Genomic DNA, 22,149 nt, shown 5'->3' on the forward strand with positions numbered 1-22,149 from the left:
TTACCTAATGGTGTTCGGAATGCGGGTTGATGGCGAATACCTGGCCATCGATGACCCAGGCGGGTAGCTGTGTCACGCCGGCGCGATCCGCATCTGGCAGGCGGAAGGGGGCGATGCCGAGGTTCACCGCCCGGGCATCAAAGCGGTGCGGATCCAGCTTGTCGATGAACCAGTCCGCAAGGCGCAGGCAGTTGCGACAACCATCGTGATAGAGCAGGGCGCGTGTCTTCATGCCGGCGGCCTAGAGCTTGCAGATGCCATCGGCGCAACCGGCGCGCCAATAGTCGTTGGCGGCCGCGATCACCGCGAATTCGGTGGCCACGATCTGCCCGACCTGCAGCAGCATGGCGGCGTCGTTGGCATAGACGTCGCGTAGCCGGTTACGCACCAGCTCGTCGGGTTGCGTCGTCTTGATGATCAACCGCGCCATCTTGATGGCGAGCGCACGCCCGTCTTCCGGTGTTGCAGTGATCAGGGTGTTGCCGGGTACCAGTGTCGTACTCATCGTCTGCTCCTGAGCGGGCAGGGGCGGCGCCTGGCAGAACCATCGGGAGCATGGTTCGTGACCGACGCCGATCCTGTCGGTTTTATCAGCCCTTGACCTCGGCCATGGACGCGCCGAAGTTGATGTGGAACACGAGCCCTTCCGTCTCCAGCGCGGGAACGGACTTCACGCCGGCTTTTTCGGCGTCGGCAATGCGATCGGGTTGCTGGCCCAGGTGAACGACCTCGACCTCATACTGCTTGGGGTCCAGCGCGGTGATGAATTGTTGCTCTGCCTCGACACAGACAGGACAGCCAGCATGGTAGAAAACGGCCTTGGTGGTCATAATTGCGTTACTCCTGGTTTCACAGTTGATCTGTTGGGGGTCGGGGTGCTTTGGGCGGTCGCCAAACTACCAAAGCATTCCGTTTTCATTCGACGCGTCCGGGCAAACTCAAATCGCCCGAAGCGACATCAAATACATTCGCCACGCACAGCAAGGGATTGTGCAGGTTGGCGTTGATCTTGAGCCCGGCGGTAACCCCATCGAAGCTGGTGCCGGTAACCGATGAAATGGCAGCTTGCGGCACACGTACGGTGACCGTCTTGCCTTTCAGGATCGGGGTGTAGCCAGGGCTGTCGATCAGGATGGGTGCGCCGGGCCAGGTGGCGGGCAGCTTGGGCTTCGTGCCCTCGGGAATGTCCAGTACCTTGAGGGCGCCCTTGCCACAGGCGTCGTCCGGTCCCAGGACCACCCAATGGCTGTGCCAGAGCGCGCCATCGTTCTCGTAGTTCTGGTCGCGGTTTTCGTCGAATACCGGGGTGTCGTCGAAATCCGGATGGGCGGTTACCGCCAGCGCCAGGATGCCGGCACCACGATCAAAGCCGACTTCGCTCGGGTCCAGCTTGGTCGGCCAGACATAGGCAAACACATCGCTGCCTGCGAATTTGCCGGTTGCCTTGGGCTTGCTGCTACCCACGTTGCCCTTGGCCTGCATCGTGAAGGTCACGATGCCTTTCTCGGCCTTGATGTCCGTATGGACAATGTCAAAGGCGGCATTCTTGATATTGCCGGCCTTGGCTTTCACTTCATGCGCCTGGGCCCCCAGGGCAAGGCCGATGGCGGCTGCCATGACGGCGATACGAGCGGTTTTCATTGCGGTCCTTTCATGGATTTAGCGGGCAGGTTCGATGATGTGCACGAAAGAGGCCCAGTTCTTACGCGCCAGTACGGGTTCTGCTGCCAGGTGCTCGGGACAGTCCAGGCGCAGCTGACCGTCGCCAAACGGTGCACCGACCAGCTCGCAGTGATGGGGCTTGTGCGGGTCGGCATGCTGGTTTGCCCGGAAGTATTCGCAACTCACGCACATCCGTGCCGTGGGTATCTGTTCCCGCTCCTGCAGGGTACGTATCAGCTGGATCAGCACCCGGTGCAGCGCAATCTGTTCGCCCGCTCCCAGGGTTTGCGCAGCATCGATCAGGAAGTGGCTCCAGTCGCCGGCACGCTGTGCCATCTCTTTGCCTGCCGGAGTCAGGCTGATGGCGATTGCCCGACCATCGCCTTCGACCTTGCCCTTGACCAGCAGCCCCTTGGCATCCAGAGCCTTGACGGCGTCGCTGACCGTTGCCGAAGTCAATGCGGTCTGTTCTGCCAGGTCCTTCAGTTTCAAGGGCTGGCTGCGTCCCAGCGCCAGTACCAGGATCTCCATCTGCGTGGGCGTCAGCCCAAGGCTGGTCGCGGTGGCCCAGGATTGAGCCCGCAACGCGGTGCCGATGCGCAGCAGACCGGCGGTCAGGCGTTGCTCGATCGGCTCGGTGATGTCGTCGAAATTGGTCATGGCTCATCTTGGTTTTCGGATGCAAATAATAGTAGGACTCCTAACATTTAATGTCAAGCAGTCCTAATTAGTTGCACGGCCGACTGGCGTCGAAAGCTGATTGCCATGCCATGTTCGATGGTGCAGGAATGCCGCTGTAACCTGCAATCTGCCTGCTGGTTGCGTCGGTCAGTTATACACAGGGCTGTAGGCCGGACGCATAACCACAACGAGGTAGTTTGCTTACCTCGTCCGGGTATTTCGGGTGGGCGGTGGCGGAATCATGCCGATAGGACGGTGCTGGAGGGGATGCTCGATCGCGGCAGGGCAGGAGAGCGGCTGCATATCGGCTTGCTATCCAGCGCAACGAGGTCTGCCCGGGGGCGGGCTGCTGCGCTGGCGGCGATGGTCGGGATGCGGACTGTTGGTTAATGGCGACGAGCGCTTGCTCGCTCTGACGGCACTTCGCAATTGATGGGAGAGATCGCGTAAGGTAGCCGCCGGGAAGGCTGGCGGTGGGGCGGGCGCCGTGCAGGTTACGACGTGATGGCTGGGCGCACAAAGCAAAAGGCCCGACATGATGAACATGCCGGGCCTTGCTGTACTTGGCGGAGAGGGTGGGATTCGAACCCACGGATACGTTGCCGCATCGCCTGATTTCGAGTCAGGTACATTCGACCACTCTGCCACCTCTCCGACTTCGAAGGCGCGCATTGTGGCGATTACAAAGAACCTTGTCAACCACCTATGAAAATAGCCCAAGCGTGGCACAATCGCGCCGGTTATGAGGAAATGACATACGCATGCTGCGAAGAATCTGCTATCTGGCTATAGGTCTACTGGTTGCCTGCACCGAGGCACCGGTGGAACCACCATTCAAACCCGTCGCGCCGCTGAGCGAAACGGGTGAATTGGTCGTGCTGATACGCAATGGCGCGAGCAGTTTCTATGTGGATGCCGAAGGTAAATATGCGGGGCTCGACTATGACCTGGTCACCCGCTTTGCCGATAGCCTGGGGGTGAAGGTCAAGTTCGTGGTGGCGCCGCGGGTATCGGAAATGCCGGCACGCGTTGCGCAGCATGAAGCACACCTGGGCGTAGGCTTGTTGAAGCAGCCTACCCCGGGCCTCGATTTCAGCCCCAGCTACCTCGGCTACCAGCCGGTACTGGTATACCGCAACGCCGACCGAAAGCCCAAGGATCTTGCCGACCTGGGTGAGGCTGTCGTGGTGGCGGCCAGTGTCTTTGCGCCCACGCTGCGCGAGATGGCCAAGCAGCAGCCCAAGTTCAGTTTCAGCGAGGCGCAGCACCAGGACACGGAGGAGTTGATCGACAAGGTGGAGAGCGGCCTGATTGACTATGCGGTGGTCGATGCGCAAAGCGCGGACGTCGCACTGAATTTCTATCCGGGTGTGTCTGTCGCCTTCTCGCTGGCGCCGCCGCTACCGGTGGTCTGGGCCTGGCCGGACAATGCACCCAAGGATTTCGGTACGCAGTTGCAGGCCTTCTTCGCCCGTATTCAGAAAGATGGCACGCTGGCACGGCTGGTGGATCGTTACTACGGTCATGCCAACCGGCTGCAACCTATCGATGCCACCACCTTCCTGAGCCGTCGCCTGTCGGTCCTGCCCAAGTATCGGTCGCTCTTTATCGAGGCGGAGGGCCGCTACGGCATAGACTGGCGCATGCTGGCGGCGCTGAGCTACCAGGAATCGCACTGGGATGCCTACGCGACCAGCGCCTATGGCGTGCGTGGCATGATGATGCTGACCACCGACACGGCCGACCGCCTGGGCGTCACCGACAGGCTGGACCCGAGGCAGAGCATCATGGGTGGGGCAAAATACCTGCAGATGCTCAAGGACATCATTCCTTCGCGTATTCCCGAGCCGGATCGCACCTGGATCGCGATGGCGGCCTACAACATCGGCACTGCCCATCTCGAAGACGCACGCGTGCTGGCGCAGCGCCTGGGCAAGAACCCGGATAGCTGGAGCGACCTGAAGGGGGTGATACCGCTGCTGCGCAACTACGAGCACTTCAGTACCCTGAAGTTCGGCTTTGCCCGAGGCGGGGAGACGGTGATCTTCGTGGAGAATGTGCGTAGCTACTACGACATCCTGGTGCGCTTCGAGCAGCCGGAGCGGCCGATGTTCCCGCCATTCGATGAGCAGGTATCGGTCGAAAATCCGGAAGGTGTGCGGCTGCGTATTGATGCGGGCAGCAAGACGGTAAACTGAGACGTGGTGGAAGTGGCTGGCGCCCCCGCCGGGAATCGAACCCAGAATTGCCCCTTAGGAGGGGGCCGTTATATCCATTTAACTACAGAGGCGAGCCGGCCGGCATTCTACCGGAAAAGTTGCGCTCAGCCTCCTGTTTCACAGGTACCGTAGATCATGAAATCCGCATTCCTTGGTTTTATCCTTGCCCTTGGGCTGTTTGTGCAGGCTGATGTCGTGATCGGCCAGGGCGCGCCCGGTTTTGCGCTGAGCGACCAGAACGGCAAGGCGCGCAATAGCGATGAGTTCCGTGGCAAGTGGCTGGTCCTGTACTTCTACCCCAAGGCGGAAACGCCGGGTTGCACCGAGGAGGCTTGCAGCTTCCGCGACGACATATTGCTGCTGCGCGCGCTGGGTGCAGAGGTGGTGGGGATCAGCACGGACGAGGTGGCCGCGATACGCGAATTCGGTCGCAAGCATGAGCTGCCGTTTACCCTGCTGGCGGACCCGGACGGCAAGACGGCGGAAAAGTACGGCACTCTGGTCAACCTGGGCCTGATGAAATTTGCCAAGCGGCACAGCTTCCTGATCGACCCTAACGGCAAGATCGTGAAGCGCTATACCGATGTCGATACCAAGACCTACGCCAAGACGGTGCTGGCGGACCTGCGCGCGCTGAGCGGGAAGAGTTGAACGATGGAGATCAGCGTCCCTGCCTTGCTGTTCCCGGCTATTTCGCTGTTGCTGCTGGCGTATACCAATCGCTTCCTGGGCTTATCCAGCGTGATCCGCAAGCTGTACGAGGATTACAAGCTGGCACCGGATCCGAAGATATTGCGGCAGATCGCCAATCTGCGGCGCCGGGTGGCACTGATACGCAGCATGCAGGGCGTGGGGGTCGGCAGCCTGTTCCTGTGCGTGCTATGCATGTTCCTGATCTATTTCGGTCGCCATACCGAGGCCCATGCGGTCTTCGGGATCAGCCTGCTATGCCTGCTGGTTTCGCTGGCGCTGTCCATCACCGAGATTCGCATGTCCAGTGACGCACTCAATATCCTGTTGGCGGACATGGAAGAAGACCTGGCGCATCACAGCGGCGATTGAACCACCGGCGGGTTTCTGGAAGCGGCGGAAAGTGCGTTCTATGATCAAGCATTCGCCCGTGACTGGAGTGACTCATGAACGCTCGCAAGTCGTTTGCCATGGCCGGCATCTGCCTTCTGCCGGCTGCGGCGCTGGCCGCGCAGCCCGCTGCGCAGAAGAGTAGCCCGCCAACCGCACAGGCCTGGCTCGACCTGGCGACCTACGCCGGGGGTATGCCTGGCCTGCCAGGCGGCGCCGGCGGCTTGCTGGGTGGCCTGTTTGGCGGTAGCAAGGGCGGCAATGTGTTTGGCAATACCCAGACCGGTCAGGCGGGGCGCTGGCTGGATGTGACGCTCTACACCCGCAACAATACCAGCCTGCGTGAGGCCAGCCAGAAGGTGCCGGAGGGCAGCAAGCTGGCTCCCTCGCTCAAGCTGATCAGCCCGGTGGAAGGGAAGCCGGTGCCGGTCGAGACGACGGACGAGGTGGCCGAGCAGCCGGAATTCCAGAAGCCCAAGGGCAAGATGTATCTGTATTGGGGTTGCGGCAGCGAGGTACGCAAGGGACAGCCCAAGGTGCTGGACATGGCCAAGGCCGATGTCACGGATTTCGCGAAATTCTTTCAGAGCCGGCGCGCGACCACCCGCGGCGCCCACAGTACGCCAGGTCGGCCGGTCTGGCCGAACAAGCCCGATAGCCGCTTGATACCCGAAGGTGCTTCCCTGGTTGGGGAGCATGCCTTCAGTGGCGATGGCGTGCCGGATGGTTTCAAGTTCAGCATTGATGCCGACCATGACCTGATGCCGACGATCGATCTCAAGCAGACCGATGACGGGACGGCCAGCCGGTTCAACTGGCAGGCCATGTCGCAGGCCAAGGCTTTCTTTATCGCCAGCATGGGCATGCGCGGACAGGACGAGATGGTGATCTGGACGTCCAGTGAGTTGCCGGACATCGGTTTTGGCCTGCTCGACTACCAGCCCAATGCCTCGGTAGATCGCTGGCTCAAGGAAAAAGTCCTGCTGTCACCCAGGACCACCGAGTGTGCAGCACCGAAGGAGGCTGTCGGCCAGGCTGGCATGGTGCGCATGATTGCCTATGGTGAAGAGCTGAATCTGGCCTATCCGCCGCGTCCCAAGGACCCGAAGACCACCTGGGAGCCGGTGTGGGCGGCCAAATTGCGGTTGAAATCGGTCGCTACCCATATACTGGGGATGCCGGCCGGTGGCATGGACATGAACAAGGCCATGGAAGAGGCTGCCAAGCAGCAAGTGGAAGAGAAGGCGAAGGCGCCTGGTGCAATCGACTTGCTCAAGGGTATCTTTGGCAAGTAAGCTGCGTCGATAAATAAAGAAGCGTATTCGGAAGGGGCCATACAGCCCCTTTCGTTTTCCCGCCAGTAAAAAAAATGCCGGACTTCGCAACATGGCAGTCACCGCTGCCGAGCTAAAATAAGCAAATGGACAAACTCGGTCATTACCGTATTGAAGCGACGCTGGGTCAGGGCGCGATGGGTGTGGTGTACCGCGCTGTAGATGAACGGTTGGAGCGGACTATTGCTCTCAAGGTGCTGAGCCTGAGCCTCAGCAGCGAAGAGCGTGCCGAATATGCCGCCCGTTTGCAGCAGGAAGCCAAGTCTGCCGCGCGTCTCAATCACCCCAACATCATCACCGTCTACGACTGCGGCGACATCGATAACCACGCCTTCCTGGCGATCGAGTTCGTCGATGGCAAGACGCTGCAGTCATTGCTGGCGGGCGGTATCAAGATATCGCCCAGCAAGGTGGTGAAGCTCGCCGGACAATTGTTCGGCGCGCTGGCGTACGCCCATGAGCATGATGTCGTGCACCGGGACATCAAGCCGGCCAACCTCATGCTCACGCCGGATGGCAGGCTCAAGATCACCGATTTCGGCATTGCTCAGCTGCCGACCAGCGACCTGACACGGGTTGGTACTGTCGTCGGCTCGCCCCGCTACATGGCGCCCGAACAGATCGAGGGCAAGAAGCTCGATGGTCGGGCCGACATCTTTGCCGCTGGCATCGTGCTGTACGAGGTATTGACCGGCAAGCGTCCGTTCGACGGCGAACATGTTGCGACCATCGCCTACCGCATCCTGCATGAGGCCCCTGAGGACATCCGCACCCTGAACCCGGATGTGCCGGAATGGTTGGCCGATCTGGTCATGCGCTGCCTGGAGAAGGATCCGGCCAACCGATTCCAGACCGCGCGTGAAGCGCGTAGCGCCTTGCGTGAGCAGGCATCGACGGCGGCAGTCGTCGGTGGCAACGGTAACGGTAACGGCAAGGCCGAAGCGAACGGTACTGAACCCGCGCCCAAGCAGGCTGCAGTGGCGGAGACCAGCACCGAGAAGCGCAACCTCAAACCCTGGTTTGCCGCTGCCGGCGGTGTGGTGGTCGTTGCCGTGCTGGGCATGAGTTTGCTGGGCCGCAAGCCTGCTGCGCCCGTCGTGGAGACGGTAGCGCCGGCGCCTGCAGCTGTGGCGGCTGAGCCCGAGGTACTGCAACCCCCTGGCGCCAGCGGCTCCCTGCCGGCGACGGCCGCCATGCCCATGCAGCAGAGCGTGGCTGCCGATGCACCCGCTCCCCCATCCAAGATGCCGCTGGACCTGTTCGAGACCGAAGCGAAGCCGGACCCGAACTCCGAAGCGGGCAAGGCAGCTGCCAAGAAGGCCGCCAAGCTCAAGGGCAAGCCGGCCGGCACGGAACCCGCGCCGGCGCCTGAGGCGCCCAAGCCGGTCATCGTGGAGCACCATGAGCCCAAGCCGGAGAAAAAGCCGGAGAAGAAGGCCGATTCTGCGCAGGACAAGAACGACGATCGCAGTTTCCTGGATCGGCTGGCCGGTTGTACGCCCGATGGGCAGTGCCCCAAGTCCAAGCTGCCACCGAAGCGGGATCGCTGAGCGGGCACGTTGGCTGACCTTGTCGCCTTGCATGAAGAGAACGGGATACCTCACAGGTATCCCGTTTTTCATGGTGACGCTTGGCACCTGGCTGCTTGCAACGGCGGCACGCAGGCCAGCGGATGCGGCTAGTTGATCCTGGCGAATACCTCGGTCAACCAGTCTATGAATACCCGGACCCGGTTGCTGAGGTTGCGGTTGGGTGGGTAGACGACATGAAATGGGTAGGGCGCGGGTTGCCAATCCTGCAGGATGGGTACCAGCTCGCCACGCGCGATATGCGGCTGCACCGTGTAGCTGAAACTATGGATGACGCCGAGCCCGGCCAACCCTGCCGCCAGGTGGGCGTTGCTCTCATTGATGCTGACGACGGCATTGCCTTCGATCTCCAGTACTTCCTTGCCGCGCTGGAAGCGAGCAGGTAGTTCCCGCCCGGTACGGGCCGATAGATAGGCCACCAGCTTGTGCCGGTCACGCAGCTCGGACGGGTGGGCGGGTATGCCATGCCGGCGCAGGTATGCCGGCGAGGCGCAGGTGGTCCACGAGGCCATGCCCAAGGGACGGGCAATCAATGACAGGTCGGTCAGGGGGCCGCCGCGGATCACGCAGTCCACGTTCTCGCTGATCAGGTCGACCGGGCGGTCGCTGACCCCCAGCTCCAGCTGGATATCCGGGTAGCGGTGCAGAAACTCCGGCAGGGCGGGGATGATGACCATGCTGGCGATCGAGGCGCCGGTATCAACCTTGACCTTGCCCTTGGGGCTGGCTTGGGAGTGGCTCAGGCTGTTGTTGATATCGTCCAGCTCCCGAACCAGAGGCGCCGTACGGGTGTAGTAGGAAGCACCGTCCGGTGTCACCGTCACCTTGCGCGTAGTGCGCAAGAGCAAGGGAACCTGGAGATGCGCCTCCAGCATCTGCACGACCTTGGAGACGGTCGCCTTCGGCATGTTCAAGGTATCGGCTGCCTTGGTGAAGGAGCCGGTTTCTACGACGCGCGCAAAGACGCGTATGGCCTGAAATTGATCCATGGGATCTCCGCGTCATGCAGGGTTGGGTGCCGTGGATTGTACAAAATCCGGGACAAAGCGCCGACCTGGTACTGAAGAATGGGCAATAAGGCGCGCTCGTACCCGGGGATTGGTGGATATTTATCCACTGCTGCGGGGCAAGGATTGAGCAATGGCGCGGCTCGCCACCCCCTGTGCCCAGCTTTCTGCGTTTGTAAGCTTCATGCAAGAGAAGGATCGGCTTATAGTAGGGGCAGCACAGGGCGTGGTGGCAGTAAGCCGGGTGCAAATAACAATCAAACGGAGACAGCATGCTCAATCGGGTATCCATAGGCTCGCGGCTAGCCGCGTCTTTCGCATTCGTCCTGCTGGGTTTTGGCGTGGTGGTGGCGGTCGGCTGGTACAACCTCGGCAGTTTGCGCAACGCGCTTACCGGTGCCAGTTCCCATAGCGAAGTGGCGCGACTGGCCACATCGGTGCAGGCTTCCCTGCTCAACCTCAGCGCCGTGACCCGTGGCCATGCCACCGTGGTCCTGCCGGACGCGATCGCTGCAGGACAGAAGCAGATCGATGCAGCCAAGCTGCAACTGGACAAGACGGTCGCAGAGCTGGAAAAGGTGGCCGATGCGGCCTCCCCGGACGAACAGGCGGCCCTGAAGGCGGCGGTGGTCAAGGTCAGGCTGATTCCACCCTCGGTCGACCGCTTCACCGACCAGGTCAAGCAGTTCTTCCAGAGCGAGGCGGTGAAGATACTGAATGAGCAGCTCAACCCGCAGATACAGGGGGCCAATGAAGCACTGGCGAGTTTCGTGGCAGGCCAGGACCGGCAGATCCGTGCCAGCGCCGATAGCGCTGCGGCCGCCTACACCCGTGCGGTGACCTTGTTGCTGGTGGTGGCCGGTATCGTGGCCTTGACCACGATCGCCCTGAGCCTGACGGTCACGCGTAGCGTAACCCAGCCGCTCAACCAGGCGGTGGTGGCAGCCAACCAGGTGGCACAGGGCAATCTCGCCGTGCGCCTGCGTACCGATGGCACCGATGAGACCGCCCAATTGCTGCAGGCCCTGCAGGCCATGAGCCAGTCATTGGCGACGGCGGTCAGCAAGGTGCGGGATGGGGCGGCACAGGTCCGCCAGACCTCGTCGTCTGTCAGTACCTCGGCCGACCTGCTGAACGACCGCTTCCAGACCCAGTCGGACTCCACGGCCAGCATGGCTGCCGCCATCGAGCAGATGAGCGTCAGTACCTCGGTAGTGGCCAATTCGGCGCAGGAGATGCAGGCACGCTCCAAGCGTGGGCTGGATCAGACCCGGGCCGGCATGCAGCAGTCGGAAAGTCTGATCGGCAATATGCAGACCATGCAGGATACGATCGCCACCCTGACCCAGTCGGTCCACGCCTTCGTCCAGCATGCCCAGTCAATCACCAGCATGACCGACCAGGTCAAGGCCATTGCCGACCAGACCAACCTGCTGGCGCTGAACGCGGCGATCGAGGCGGCACGGGCTGGTGAGGCCGGGCGCGGCTTTGCCGTCGTGGCGGATGAAGTGCGCAAGCTGGCCGAGATGTCGAGTCAGTCGGCGAACAATATCGAGAAGATCGCCGGCGAACTGACGCTGCAGTCGGGAGAGGTCGAGCAATCGCTGCTACGTGGCCAGGAAGTGCTGGCCAGCAATGCGACGGCCACGCAATCGGTGGTGGCGGTACTCAGCAAGTCGATCGAGGCGGCCGAGGATGTCAGCGTCAGCGTCAACGAGATCGCCTCGGCCATGGATGAGCAAAAGCAGGTTACCCAGGCCATTGCCGGCAATACCGAACGAATTGCGACGATGGCGAGCGATAGCCTGCAGACCGTTGCCGCCCTGGCCGAGCATACCCACGCCCTGGAACAGGTGGCGCAGGAGCTTTCTGCCGCAATCGATCGATTCCAGTCCTGAGCCTAGTGCGGTAGCCGGCATAGCAAAAGGCCACGGTGCATGCCGTGGCCTTTTGTCATCTACCGTTGCTGGCCAGCTTTACTGGGCGGCGACCGGTATCTTGCCGATGCGGGCTTGCCATTCGGCCGGGCCGGTCTTGTGGACCGAGCTGCCCTGCGAATCCACTGCTACCGTGACCGGCATGTCGACGACGTCGAACTCGTAGATGGCCTCCATGCCCAGGTCTGCAAAGCCGACGACCTTGGCGCCCTTGATGGCCTTGGACACCAGATAGGCGGCGCCACCCACGGCCATCAGGTAGACCGACTGGTGCTTCTTGATGGCATCCAGGCCCGCCGGGCCGCGCTCGGCCTTGCCGACCATGCCCAGCAGGCCGGTCTGCGCCAGGACCTGTTCGGTGAACTTGTCCATGCGGGTCGCCGTGGTCGGGCCGGCGGGGCCGACGACTTCATCGCGTACCGGATCGACCGGGCCGACGTAATAGATGAAGCGGTTCTGGAAATCGACCGGCAAGGCCTCGCCCTTGTTGAGCATGTCGACCATGCGCTTGTGGGCGGCGTCGCGACCGGTCAGCAGCTTGCCGTTCAGCAGCAGGGTCTGGCCGGGCTTCCAGCTGGCAACCTGCTCACGGGTCACGTTGTTGAGATCGACACGGGTGGCGTCGGCGGACGGCGTCCAGGTCACGGCGGGCCAGTCTTCCAGCTTGGGCGCTTCCAGCTGGGCAGGGCCGGAGCCATCGAGCTCGAAGTGCACATGGCGGGTAGCGGCACAGTTGGGGATCATCGCGACCGGCAGCGAGGCGGCGTGGGTCGGGTAGTCGAGGATCTTGACGTCCAGCACGGTTGCCAGGCCACCCAGGCCCTGGGCGCCGATGCCCAGCGCATTGACCTTCTCGAACAGTTCGAGCCGCAGTTCTTCCACGCGGTTGCCAGGGCCACGGGCGATCAGTTCCTGGATGTCGATCGGGTCCATCAGTGACTTCTTGGCCAGCAGCATGGCCTTCTCGGCGGTGCCGCCGATGCCGATACCCAGCATACCGGGCGGGCACCAGCCGGCGCCCATCAGCGGCACGGTCTTCAGTACCCATTCCACGATACTGTCGGACGGGTTGAGCATGACGAACTTGGACTTGTTCTCGGAACCGCCACCCTTGGCCGCGATATGCACCTCCACGGTATTGCCCGGAACGATCTCGAAGTGCGTGATCGCAGGCGTGTTGTCCTTGGTGTTGCGGCGCAGGCCGGCCGGGTCTGCCAGCACCGAGGCGCGCAGCTTGTTGTCCGGGTGCAGGTAGGCCTGACGGGTGCCTTCGTTGACCATGTCTTCCACACCCATGGTGGCGTCGGCCCATTTCACGTCCATGCCGATCTTGACGAAGGCGCAGACAATGCCGGTGTCCTGGCAGATAGGACGATGGCCTTCGGCACACATGCGGCTATTGGTCAGGATCTGGGCAATGGCATCCTTGGCGGCCGGGCTTTCTTCGAGCTCGTAGGCGCGTCCCAGGCTCTGGATGTAGTCCTTGGGATGGTAATAGGAAATGTATTGCAGGGCATCGGCAATGCTGTCGATGAAGTCCTGCTGACGTATCACGGTCATGGCGGGCTCCAGAGGAGGTGCGATCGGGGGAGGGCAATTCTAACAGATACGGGCTGGGCACCGCCGTAGCGTGGCGGGTTTGACTACCTCGGGCCGGGTCCGCATCATCTGCCTGCCCCTGTGAGCGTGCCCGCTAGTGACGCCGCCCCATATAAAGAGATGGAGTGACCCTTGAATACAGATCGCCTTGCCCCCGTGGCCAGCCTGCTCGCCCTTTGCCTTGCCGCCTGTGGCGGCGGAGGAGGGGGCGGTGGCACCACCACCCCACCGACCACGCCGGCCCGCCCGGTCCTGGATGCCAGCTACCGCGCCAGCGGCCACGCGGCAGCCGGGGACGTGTTCGTACACCTGTTCGAGTGGAAATGGACTGCGGTGGCCAGCGAATGCGAAACCCAGCTCGGCCCCAAGGGCTACAAGGCGGTGCAGATATCCCCGCCGCAAGAAGACATCACCGGCAACCAGTGGTGGACGCGCTATCAGCCTGTCAGCTACAGCATCGACCAGAGCCGTTCCGGCACGCGTGCCGAGTTCATCGACATGGTCAATCGTTGCAAGGCGGCGGGTGTAGGTATCTATGCCGACGTGGTCATCAACCACATGACCGCCGGTAGCGGCATCGGTCGCAACGGGACGGCTTATACCAAGTACAGCTATCCGGGCCTCTACAGCCAGTCGGACTTCCATGCCACCTGCAGCGTCAGCAATTACCAGGATGCGGCCAATGTGCAGGATTGCGAGCTGTCCGGGCTGGCCGACCTCAATACCGCCTCGACTACCGTGCAACAAAAGCTGGCGGACTACCTGCTGAGCTTGGCGCGCCTCGGTGTGGCAGGCTTCCGCCTGGATGCCGCCAAGCATATCCAGCCGGTCGAACTCAACGCTATCCTGGCCAAGGTCAACCAGACGCTCACCGGCGAGGGCCGTGCCCTGCCTTACTATTTTGCCGAGGTGATCGACCCGGGTACCGAGGCCGTCAAGGCGCGTGACTACTTCGGGCTGGGCTATGCCAGCGGCGGTGCCACGGATATCACCGAGTTCAAATTCCGTGGCGTGGGGGACAAGTTCCTCGGCACCGGTGGGCAGAAGCTGGCGCAGCTCAATCCCAACGGCGCCAGCGGCAGCCAGTTCTCCGAGAGCGCCTGGAGCATCATGCCCAGCGACAAAGCCGTGGCGTTCCTGGAAAACCATGATACCCAGCGCCAGAGTGGCATCTCCTACCGGGATGGCGTGATCTATCGGCTGGCCAACGTCTGGATGCTGGCGACGCCCTATGGCTACCCTTCGATCATGTCGAGCTATGCCTTTGATCGAAGCACCCAGGCTGGTCGCGATATGGGCCCGCCGTTGACGACCACCGGCTGTGCCGTCAGCTTCGAGACTGCCAACATCGGCCAATGGGTCTGCGAGCATCGCGACCCAATGGTCGCCAATATGGTGGCCTTCCGCCGGGCCGTCGCTGGCACCCAGGTTAACAACTGGTGGGATAACGGTGGCAATGCGATCGCTTTCTCACGCGGCAGCCTGGGCTTCGTGGCGATCAACCGTGAGTCGGTCGATGTGACGCGCAGCTTTGATACCGGCCTCGCGGCGGGCAACTATTGCGATCTCCTGACGGGCGGCGTCACCAGCGCGAACGTCTGTGCCGGCAAGGTGGTGACGGTCGGTGGCGATGGCAAGGCGACTTTTGGCCTGACCGGCAACAGCGCGCTGGTGCTGCAGGCCTCGATCAAGCTGCGCTGATCGCTGCGTATTTCCTGAGGCTGGCGCGCGGATAGCGCGCCGGCCTCAGCCTGCAGCGTATTGTCGCAGAGCGTCCAGCTCCGCCAGCTCAAAGCCCGCCCGTAGGCGGGCTTCGACATTCAGCTCGCCGATATTGCGCGGTGCGTCGAACGCGACCAGATAGTCACGAAATGTCTGCACCGGGTCCAATCCTCTTTGCTGGCATAGCCAGCGGAACCAGCGGTTGCCGACGGCCACATGGCCGACTTCGTCACGGAAAATGATGTCGAGCAGGGCGGCTGCCTGCTTGTCCCCGGCCGCCAGCAGCCTGGCCTGCATGCCGGGCGTCACGTCCAGCCCGCGCGCTTCCAGCAGCCTGGGGACGAGCGCCATGCGTACCAGCACGTCGCCCGCGGTTTTCTCCGCCATGGCCCAGAGGCCGTTGTGGGCCGGGAAATCGCCATACCGGTAGCCCAGGGTCTGCAGGTGATCCGCCAATAGGCGGTAATGCCCGGCTTCTTCCGCCGCTACCCGCAACCAGTCGGCGTAATAGTCGCGCGGCATGCCCTGAAAGCGGGCGGCGGCGTCCAGTGCCAGGTTGATCGCATTGAATTCAATGTGGGCGATGGCATGGACCAGGGCGGCGCGCCCCTCCGTCGTACCCAGCCGGCGGCGCGGCACTGCCTGTGGAGAGATCAGTTCCGGCCGAAGCGGGCGCCCGGCCTGCAAGGCAGGGCCGATCTGCCCGCCGGCATGGTCCAGCTCCCCGGCCTGCCAGGATTGCCAGAGTCCACCGCTGGCGGCGACCTTGGCGTCGGGATCGGCCAGTGCGAGCACGGCCTGAGCGGCCGGGTAGAGCGGCGCTGGCATCAGCCGGCCTTGGCTGCCCGCCGCTGTGCCTTGGTGGCATTGACGAGCGCCTGGGCTGCTTCACGGTCACCGCGTTGGGCGGCTTCGACCACCTCGACCGCCACCGGGCTGAAGCGCGCCTCGAATTCCTTGCGATCCCGCACCCACAGGCCGGGCTCGAACGGCCAGAGGTGCTCGTAGATCACGACTTCGGCATCGGTGTCGGCCGACATGGCGTGGGCGACAAAGCGATAGAGGCCGCCATCCATATGGCGATAGTGGGCTTGTGACATGAGATCGGTTCCTGCTTCTGCTTGTTTCGAGGGAAGGGATTTTACCCCTGGCCGGACAGGTGCCCGGCACCAACAGAAAGGCGGCCCGTCGGCCGCCTGTTCTGATCGTACGGTGTCTGGATTAACGTGTCTGGTCGATGACCTGCAAGATGGGCAGCAAGACCCCGGCGCCCAGCTTCTTGGAGCGCTCGCCGCTCCAGCCGTACTCTTCGTCCGGCAGATTGGCGTTGTCCTTGAACGGCATCTCGATGGTGTAGGACAGGCAGCTGAACTGCTGACCCACCCAGTTGGTGGCCAACGTCAGGTTCGCCTGGCCCGGCTCGTCCTTCTCGTAACCATGCACGTCCTGGAAATCCGGCGAGCTGGCAATCCAGGCAGCCTTGAAGGCTTCCTCCAGCTTGTGCAGGCGATCACTGTAGTTGGGGTTGCCCTCGCAACCGGCCACGAAGTTGTACGGACGGGCTTCGTCGCCATGCGCATCGAGGAACAGGTCCACGCCGGTCTCCAGCATCTTCTGGCGGACCAGGAAGACCTCGGGCGAGCGTTCCAGCGTGGGCGTCTGCCATTCGCGGTTCAGGTTGGCGCCGGCGGCATTGGTGCGCAGGTTGCCGCGGGCGGCGCCGTCCGGGTTCATATTGGGCACGACATGGAAGACGCACTTGTCGAGCAGCAGGCGGCTGACCGGATCGTCGCTATCCAGCAGACGCTCGAGAAAGCCCTCGGCAAACCATTCGGCCATGGTCTCGCCAGGATGCTGGCGGCCGATGACCCAGACCTTCTTCTTGTGCGTTTCCGGCGTGCTGCTTTCCTGGTTGGTGATGCGCAGCAGGGTCATGTCGCGGCCATCCAGCGTGCTGCCCAGATGCTCGACTTCGACCTTGTCCGATTCGCTGGCGAAACCGATCAGGTCCAGGTGGCGCTCGTAGGAGTAGGGCTCGAAGTAGGCGAAATACAGGCTGTTGGTGTAGGGCGTGACACTGGCGGTCATGACCTGGCCATCGAATTCGGTCGGGATACGGAACCAGTGCTGACGGTCGTAGCTTGCCACCACCCGGTAGCCGTTCCAGTCCGGATAGGCGCTGCTGCCTGCGTTCAGGAAGCGCAGCGAAACGGGCAGGCCGGCGGCGCCCTGCAGGCGGAAGTGGAACCACTGGGCGAACTCGCTGGCGTTGTCCGGCTTGATCTTGAGCTGGATGTCGCGATGGTCGCTGAGGCTGACGACTTCGATGGAGCCGGCGTCAAACGAGGTGGAAATATGCAATTGGGTCATGGTGGGCACTCTGGGCATGCAGGCCAACGGGCCAGCTTGGGGCTGTAGACCCAACGATTTTAACCAAGCACGCGACAGCCTGCCGGGGAATCCGCAGCGCAGGCTGGTGCGGCGACAAGGGTAGCCCGATGCGGGCCACCCCTGTGGCTTAGTCCACCAGGGAGAAGTTGAGCGGTACCTGCACCGTCCGTGCCTGTCCCTGGCCGGCGCATTTGAGCTTGCGCAGGCTCGACAGCACGCTGCTTTCCATGGCGCGACTGGCGTAGGCGTTGCTGCTCTGCTTGATCAGCGGATTGCTGATCTCACCGGCGGGGCCGACGGTCAACTGCGCGACCATGTCGAACTGGTTGATGCCGCGGCTGGAGAAATCCATCCGTTCGGCCACCAGTGGCAGCTTGTCGGCCAGTACATCGCGTATCTCCAGATAGTTGCTGCAGGCAACGCTGGCACTGACCGGGCCGGCATGCGCAAGCGGCACGACGGGTGTCTCTTGTTGCCCGACGGCATCCCGGGGCACCGTGTCGGGATTGGATTGCCCGATGTCGGCTGTCGTGATGGTGGCGTGTGGTTCAACGACCATCGGGTCCGGGATCACCGGTATCCGGATCGTCAGCTCGCGCTGGGCCGCGGTTTCGATCCGGGCAACGGCTTCCTCGGGCTTGCTGGGCTCGGGCAAGGGACTCACCTGGGTCAGGCTGGTATCGGGCAGCTTGACCTGCCCTGTCTTCAATCCATGCAGCAGGCCGTAGACCAGGCCGGCGTGCAGCAATACAACCAGGGCGATACTGCTCAGGTTCTGTTTGGGTTGTTGGTTCGCAGTGGCAAATTCCATGATCTATACCCCGTCGTATGGTCCTGATATCCCCAGGCCTGCGAGCATGCAGCCCGCTGGCCGCTGTTATGGCGGTCGGGAGCGCTGCTTGCTGCTGACCGTTGTAGTCACGCTAGCAAGCGCGGCCTCGGTTTGCCAGATTGGATATTGCTCGGAATAGGGAACCCGGGCGTGCTTGCCACGTCATTGTCGTAAAGCCGCCGCGGGTGGGCCGAGAATCCCCTGGTGGGCAATAAAACGGTTATAAATCGAGCTTGCCCGCGCACCTTCTGGTCGACGCGGGCGAGCAGGAGGAGAACACAATATGGCAGCGACACTGCTGGCACCGCTCCGTGGCATGCTGATCGGCTGTCTCAGCCTTTCGCTCTGTTTTGGCCCCACGCTTGCCTGGGCCGATACCGCCCCGGCGCCGATCAAGTACGACCTTTCCTACGATATCTTCCACTCGGTCGAGGCCAAGCACGGCATGGTGGTCTCCGAGCAAGGGCTGGCCAGCCAGGTCGGCGTGGATATCCTCAAGCGCGGCGGCAATGCGGTGGATGCGGCCGTCGCCGTCGGGTTTGCGCTGGCGGTCGTCTTGCCGCAGGCGGGCAATCTCGCGGGCGGCGGATTCATGCTGGTGCACGATGCGAAGACCGGACGCGATATCGCGGTGGATTTTCGGGAAATGGCACCGGCGGCGGCCAGCCGCGATATGTATCTCGATACCCAGGGCAAGGTGGTACAGGGGCGCTCGCTCTTCACCCATCTGGCAGTAGGCGTGCCCGGCACGGTAGCCGGCCTGACCCAGACGCTGGAAAAGTACGGCACGCTCAAGCTGCCCGAGGTGATCGCTCCCGCCATACGCCTGGCGCGGCAGGGTTTTATTGTCAGCCCTGAGCTCGCGGACCATCTGTCTGCAGCTTCGGAGCGACTTGGCCGCTGGCCAGCCAGCCGCAAGCTGTTCTTTCGCGATGACCAACCCCTGCAAGCCGGTGACAGGCTGGTCCAGAATGAGCTGGCCAACACCCTGGCCGAGATATCACGACGTGGCGAGCAGGCCTTCTACCGTGGCGGTATCGCCAGGCAGATCGTGGCGGAGATGGATAGGCAGGGCGGCTTGATCACCCTGGCGGATCTGACGGCCTATAAGGTGGTGGAGCGCGAACCGGTGCGTGGCAACTACCGGGGCTACCAGGTCTTGTCCATGCCGCCGCCGAGTTCAGGGGGCATCCATATCATCCAGATGCTGAACCTGCTGGAGCGCTATCCCTTGCGTAGTTACGGTGCTGGCAGCGCGCAGACGCTGCATCTGGAAGCCGAGGCCATGAAGCTGGCCTACGCCGACAGGGCGGAATACCTGGGCGACCCGGACTTTGCCAAGGTGCCGATCAAAGGACTGACGTCGCGTGATTACGCCGATGAACTGGCCAGGAAGATCGATCCGGAGCGCGCCATGCCGTCGGCCCGGATCAAGCCCGGCAAGCCACAGCCGTATGAGAGCGACCAGACCACGCACTATTCGGTGGTCGATAGCTTGGGCAACGTCGTCAGCACGACCTACACCCTCAATCTGCCATTCGGTAGCGGCATCGTGGTGCCCGGCACCGGCATGCTGCTCAATAATGAGATGGACGATTTTTCATCCAAGCCGGGCGTGCCGAACGCTTTTGGCCTGGTGGGTGGCGAAGCCAATGCCATCGCGCCGTTCAAGCGTCCTCTGTCGTCCATGTCGCCCACCTTGGTACTCAAGGATGGCAAGCCATGGCTGGTGACGGGCAGCCCGGGCGGCAGTCGCATCATCACGACGGTGCTGCAAACCATCATCAACGCGGTGGATTTCGATATGGGGCCTGCCGGGGCCGCTGCGGCGCCGCGTATCCATCATCAATGGCTGCCAGACGAGTTGTCGGTGGAGCGGGGCATCAGCCCGGATACGATCCGTCTGTTGCAGCAAAAAGGTCAGAATGTGGTGGTCAAGCGGGCGTTCGGCCGTACCCAGACCATACAACTGCGGCCCGAGGGGCTGTATGGCTACGCCGATCCGCGCAACCCCGACGGTGCGGCCGTGGGCTACTGATAGCGGTGCGCTTCAGGCTGGTTGCATGTCGCGGCGGTATTTGACGAAGCCGCGCTTGCGGTCGCCCTCGTAACCCTGACGGGCAAAGAAGCGGTGGGCATCGGTGCGGCTGGCGTTGCTCAGCAGCATGATCTTGGAGCAATCGCGCGCCAGGCAGCGCCGGTCTATGTCGCTGAACAGACGGGCTCCCAGGCCCTGGCCACGTGCGGCTGCCGCCACCACGACGTTCTCAAGCAGCGCGTAGGGCTGATGGGCGTACATGGCATCCAGGCAGAACAGCAGGTGAGCCGTTGCGAGCAACCGGCCGCCCTGTTCGGCAACCAGGAGCGCGTGGTCAGCGTGCTGGGCCAGGGTCTCCAGGCGTTCAGGCAGCACCGCGATGCAGGGGTCGTTGACCAGTTCCCGGTACAGGCCGGTCAGGGCCGCCGCATCGCCGGCATGGGCGATGCGGATGGTGATGCTTGCGTTGACACTCACTCCTCGACGGCACCGTCCAGATAGACCCAGCGGCCTTTCAGGCGGACAAAGCGGCTTTTTTCGGTCAGCTTTGCGGCCTTGCCACCGATCTTGTACTTGGCGACAAACTCCACCGTGCCTTCATCATCATCCGACCCACCGCCTTCATGCCCCAGGATCGTCAGGCCCACCCACTTGGCCGAATCGTCCTTCAGGTCCAGCTCGGTCGGGCGCGTGTCAGGGTGCCAGCTATAGAGCAGGTAGTCGGCCTTCTTCATGACATAGGCGGCATAGCGCGAGCGCATCAGCGCCTCCGGCGTTGCCGGGTTCTGTTTTTCCATATGCAGCATGAAGCAGCACTCTTTGTAGGGCTTGCCACTGTCGCAGGGACAGTTGGTAGGGAAATCGTGCTTGGCCATGGTGTCTCGTTAAGCGGTCTGGCGGGGAGGGCAGCTAACGCCGCTACCCGCGTGGTTTCAAAGGTTGCCTGGCTGCAGGTAACCATATTCGTAGCAGATATGCAGGGCCGTGATCACTTCGGCACTGTACTGGCCAGGCGGCAGTTGCCGCTGGTTGGCCAACTGGTGCAGGACGGGATAGCTGGCCGGATCGGCATCGAGCGTATCGCCGTTGATATAGATCTGGCCTGCATCGAACAGCATGACGGATTTGAGATCCAGCATCACGCCCCGCCTGGCGACTTCGCGGGCAAAGGCCTTTTCAGTGAGCTCGTCTTCCGGGCTGTCATAGAAGACATGGGCCTTGGGCTCGCTGAAATAGCGGCCGATAAAGTCTCTGACGGTGGCCTCATCCCAGCTGATGCCTTGCAGCAGGGCCGAAATGCGTGCGACGAAATCGTCCGGCACGCGGGCCGGGTCCTGCGGCAACGTCAGGTTGGGGTCGGAATACAGGCCGTCAAGCTCGATCCGGTCACGCAGGAAATCCAGAAAGGCCCCCCCCAGCTCCTGGGCCGATGGCGCTCGGAAGCCGATCGACCAGGTCTGGCCCGGCTCCAGCGCCACGCCTTCGTGGGCATACTTGGGCGGCAGGTAGAGCATGTCGCCATGCTCCAATACCCATTCCTGCTCGGGCGTAAAGCGTTCCAGTACCTTGAGCGGCGAGTCTTCCACCAGCGCAAGATCGGTCTGGGCCGAGATGCGCCAGCGTTTTTTTCCGCCAACCTGCAACAGAAACACGTCATAGCTGTCGAAGTGCGGACCCACGCCACCGCCGGCCGGTGCGTAGCTGATCATCAGGTCGTCCAGCCGCACATGGGGAATGAAGTCGAAGCGATACAGCAGTTGCGCCGCGAATGGCACATGATGGTTGACGTTCTGTACCAGTACGGTCCAGTCTCCCTCTGGTAGCCGCTTGAAACGGCTGGGCCGGAAGGGGCCGGATTCGCAGGACCAGCGGCCGTCGCGCTGCTCGATCAGGCGTGATTCGACGTCTTCCTGGCTGGCAAGGGCTTGCAGGTCGGCCAGTTCTGGCAGCCAGTCGAACTGGGTGACGGCCTGGCGGATCAGCAGTGGTTTTTTCTGCCAATATTCGGCCAGAAACTGCTCAGCCGTCAGATTCCCGAGTGGCGGATTGGACATGTGA

The 22,149-nt window shown here is 62.6% G+C and carries 22 protein-coding genes and 2 tRNA genes; 8 read left to right on the top strand and 16 right to left on the bottom strand.

Going from position 1 to position 22,149, the window contains the following annotated elements:
• Nucleotides 1–4: 4 nt before the first annotated feature.
• From ACYVHK_RS04305 to ACYVHK_RS04330, 6 genes are all read right to left on the bottom strand, one after another.
• Complete coding sequence (locus ACYVHK_RS04305; protein WP_460527960.1) at nucleotides 5–232, bottom strand: hypothetical protein; 228 nt, start codon at nucleotides 230–232, stop codon at nucleotides 5–7.
• 9 nt (nucleotides 233–241) lie between these two features.
• Complete coding sequence (locus ACYVHK_RS04310) at nucleotides 242–505, bottom strand: hexameric tyrosine-coordinated heme protein (RefSeq protein WP_460527962.1); 264 nt, start codon at nucleotides 503–505, stop codon at nucleotides 242–244.
• 85 nt (nucleotides 506–590) lie between these two features.
• A complete protein-coding gene (locus tag ACYVHK_RS04315; RefSeq protein ID WP_460527964.1) occupies nucleotides 591–830 on the bottom strand; it encodes a hypothetical protein in 240 nt (79 codons plus the stop codon).
• 85 nt (nucleotides 831–915) lie between these two features.
• A complete protein-coding gene (locus tag ACYVHK_RS04320) occupies nucleotides 916–1,641 on the bottom strand; it encodes a hypothetical protein (protein ID WP_460527966.1) in 726 nt (241 codons plus the stop codon).
• 18 nt (nucleotides 1,642–1,659) lie between these two features.
• Entirely contained in the window at nucleotides 1,660–2,322 is a 663-nt protein-coding gene (locus ACYVHK_RS04325; RefSeq protein WP_460527968.1) for a MarR family winged helix-turn-helix transcriptional regulator, read from the bottom strand.
• A 585-nt stretch (nucleotides 2,323–2,907) separates the two neighbouring features.
• A tRNA-Ser gene (locus ACYVHK_RS04330) sits at nucleotides 2,908–2,997 on the bottom strand.
• A 107-nt stretch (nucleotides 2,998–3,104) separates the two neighbouring features.
• Between ACYVHK_RS04330 and mltF the strand changes: the two genes are divergently transcribed.
• Complete coding sequence (mltF, locus tag ACYVHK_RS04335; protein ID WP_460527970.1) at nucleotides 3,105–4,541, top strand: membrane-bound lytic murein transglycosylase MltF; 1,437 nt, start codon at nucleotides 3,105–3,107, stop codon at nucleotides 4,539–4,541.
• A 17-nt stretch (nucleotides 4,542–4,558) separates the two neighbouring features.
• Here mltF and ACYVHK_RS04340 read toward each other — a convergent pair.
• A tRNA-Arg gene (locus ACYVHK_RS04340) sits at nucleotides 4,559–4,633 on the bottom strand.
• Between the two features lie 64 nt (nucleotides 4,634–4,697).
• On the opposite strand from ACYVHK_RS04340, the gene ACYVHK_RS04345 reads away from it, so the two are divergent.
• The 4 genes from ACYVHK_RS04345 (at nucleotide 4,698) to ACYVHK_RS04360 (ending at nucleotide 8,526) form a co-directional block, all read left to right on the top strand.
• A complete protein-coding gene (locus ACYVHK_RS04345; RefSeq protein WP_460527972.1) occupies nucleotides 4,698–5,213 on the top strand; it encodes a peroxiredoxin in 516 nt (171 codons plus the stop codon).
• A 3-nt stretch (nucleotides 5,214–5,216) separates the two neighbouring features.
• Entirely contained in the window at nucleotides 5,217–5,624 is a 408-nt protein-coding gene (locus ACYVHK_RS04350; RefSeq protein ID WP_460527974.1) for a DUF2721 domain-containing protein, read from the top strand.
• 74 nt (nucleotides 5,625–5,698) lie between these two features.
• Nucleotides 5,699–6,937 (top strand): hypothetical protein, encoded by a 1,239-nt coding sequence (locus ACYVHK_RS04355; RefSeq protein WP_460527975.1) that lies wholly within the window; start codon nucleotides 5,699–5,701, stop codon nucleotides 6,935–6,937.
• A gap of 125 nt (nucleotides 6,938–7,062) precedes the next feature.
• Nucleotides 7,063–8,526, top strand: coding sequence for a serine/threonine-protein kinase (locus ACYVHK_RS04360; RefSeq protein WP_460527976.1), 1,464 nt, complete (start codon nucleotides 7,063–7,065; stop codon nucleotides 8,524–8,526).
• A 128-nt stretch (nucleotides 8,527–8,654) separates the two neighbouring features.
• On the opposite strand, the gene ACYVHK_RS04365 is transcribed toward ACYVHK_RS04360, so the two are convergent.
• Nucleotides 8,655–9,554, bottom strand: coding sequence for a LysR family transcriptional regulator (locus tag ACYVHK_RS04365; protein ID WP_460527978.1), 900 nt, complete (start codon nucleotides 9,552–9,554; stop codon nucleotides 8,655–8,657).
• A 290-nt stretch (nucleotides 9,555–9,844) separates the two neighbouring features.
• On the opposite strand from ACYVHK_RS04365, the gene ACYVHK_RS04370 reads away from it, so the two are divergent.
• Nucleotides 9,845–11,470 (top strand): methyl-accepting chemotaxis protein, encoded by a 1,626-nt coding sequence (locus ACYVHK_RS04370; RefSeq protein ID WP_460527980.1) that lies wholly within the window; start codon nucleotides 9,845–9,847, stop codon nucleotides 11,468–11,470.
• A gap of 78 nt (nucleotides 11,471–11,548) precedes the next feature.
• Here the strand turns inward: ACYVHK_RS04370 and ACYVHK_RS04375 are convergent, their stop codons facing one another.
• The gene (locus ACYVHK_RS04375; protein WP_460527982.1) at nucleotides 11,549–13,069 is read right to left on the bottom strand and encodes a fumarate hydratase; all 1,521 of its coding nucleotides are present in this window, start codon (nucleotides 13,067–13,069) and stop codon (nucleotides 11,549–11,551) included.
• A gap of 171 nt (nucleotides 13,070–13,240) precedes the next feature.
• On the opposite strand from ACYVHK_RS04375, the gene ACYVHK_RS04380 reads away from it, so the two are divergent.
• Nucleotides 13,241–14,809, top strand: coding sequence for an alpha-amylase (locus ACYVHK_RS04380; protein ID WP_460527984.1), 1,569 nt, complete (start codon nucleotides 13,241–13,243; stop codon nucleotides 14,807–14,809).
• A gap of 45 nt (nucleotides 14,810–14,854) precedes the next feature.
• Here ACYVHK_RS04380 and ACYVHK_RS04385 read toward each other — a convergent pair whose 3' ends face one another.
• From ACYVHK_RS04385 to ACYVHK_RS04400, 4 genes are all read right to left on the bottom strand, one after another.
• Nucleotides 14,855–15,658, bottom strand: coding sequence for a ferritin-like domain-containing protein (locus ACYVHK_RS04385; RefSeq protein ID WP_460527986.1), 804 nt, complete (start codon nucleotides 15,656–15,658; stop codon nucleotides 14,855–14,857).
• Nucleotides 15,658–15,930, bottom strand: a complete 273-nt coding sequence (locus tag ACYVHK_RS04390) for a DUF1653 domain-containing protein (RefSeq protein ID WP_460527988.1) — start codon at nucleotides 15,928–15,930, stop codon at nucleotides 15,658–15,660. The genes ACYVHK_RS04385 and ACYVHK_RS04390 overlap by 1 nt, the downstream gene beginning before the upstream one ends.
• Before the next feature lie 121 nt (nucleotides 15,931–16,051).
• Nucleotides 16,052–17,200 (bottom strand): M14 family metallopeptidase, encoded by a 1,149-nt coding sequence (locus ACYVHK_RS04395; RefSeq protein WP_460527990.1) that lies wholly within the window; start codon nucleotides 17,198–17,200, stop codon nucleotides 16,052–16,054.
• Between the two features lie 148 nt (nucleotides 17,201–17,348).
• On the bottom strand, nucleotides 17,349–18,032 hold the full coding sequence (locus ACYVHK_RS04400) for a hypothetical protein (RefSeq protein ID WP_460527992.1): 684 nt from the start codon (nucleotides 18,030–18,032) through the stop codon (nucleotides 17,349–17,351).
• Nucleotides 18,033–18,336: 304 nt separating this feature from the next.
• On the opposite strand from ACYVHK_RS04400, the gene ggt reads away from it, so the two are divergent.
• The gene (ggt, locus tag ACYVHK_RS04405) at nucleotides 18,337–20,091 is read left to right on the top strand and encodes a gamma-glutamyltransferase family protein (RefSeq protein ID WP_460527994.1); all 1,755 of its coding nucleotides are present in this window, start codon (nucleotides 18,337–18,339) and stop codon (nucleotides 20,089–20,091) included.
• A gap of 12 nt (nucleotides 20,092–20,103) precedes the next feature.
• Here ggt and ACYVHK_RS04410 read toward each other — a convergent pair whose 3' ends face one another.
• From ACYVHK_RS04410 to ACYVHK_RS04420, 3 genes are read right to left on the bottom strand one after another with little or no spacing between them, the layout of a single operon-like run.
• Nucleotides 20,104–20,568, bottom strand: coding sequence for a GNAT family N-acetyltransferase (locus ACYVHK_RS04410; RefSeq protein ID WP_460527996.1), 465 nt, complete (start codon nucleotides 20,566–20,568; stop codon nucleotides 20,104–20,106).
• A complete protein-coding gene (locus tag ACYVHK_RS04415; RefSeq protein WP_460527998.1) occupies nucleotides 20,565–20,966 on the bottom strand; it encodes a YchJ family protein in 402 nt (133 codons plus the stop codon). Before ACYVHK_RS04415 ends, ACYVHK_RS04410 begins: the two co-directional genes overlap by 4 nt.
• A 57-nt stretch (nucleotides 20,967–21,023) precedes the next feature.
• Nucleotides 21,024–22,145 carry a JmjC domain-containing protein gene (locus tag ACYVHK_RS04420; RefSeq protein WP_460528000.1) on the bottom strand — a complete coding sequence of 374 codons (1,122 nt, stop codon included), beginning with the start codon at nucleotides 22,143–22,145 and terminating at the stop codon, nucleotides 21,024–21,026.
• Nucleotides 22,146–22,149 lie beyond the last annotated feature (4 nt).

This window comes from Chitinimonas naiadis (assembly GCF_054780835.1).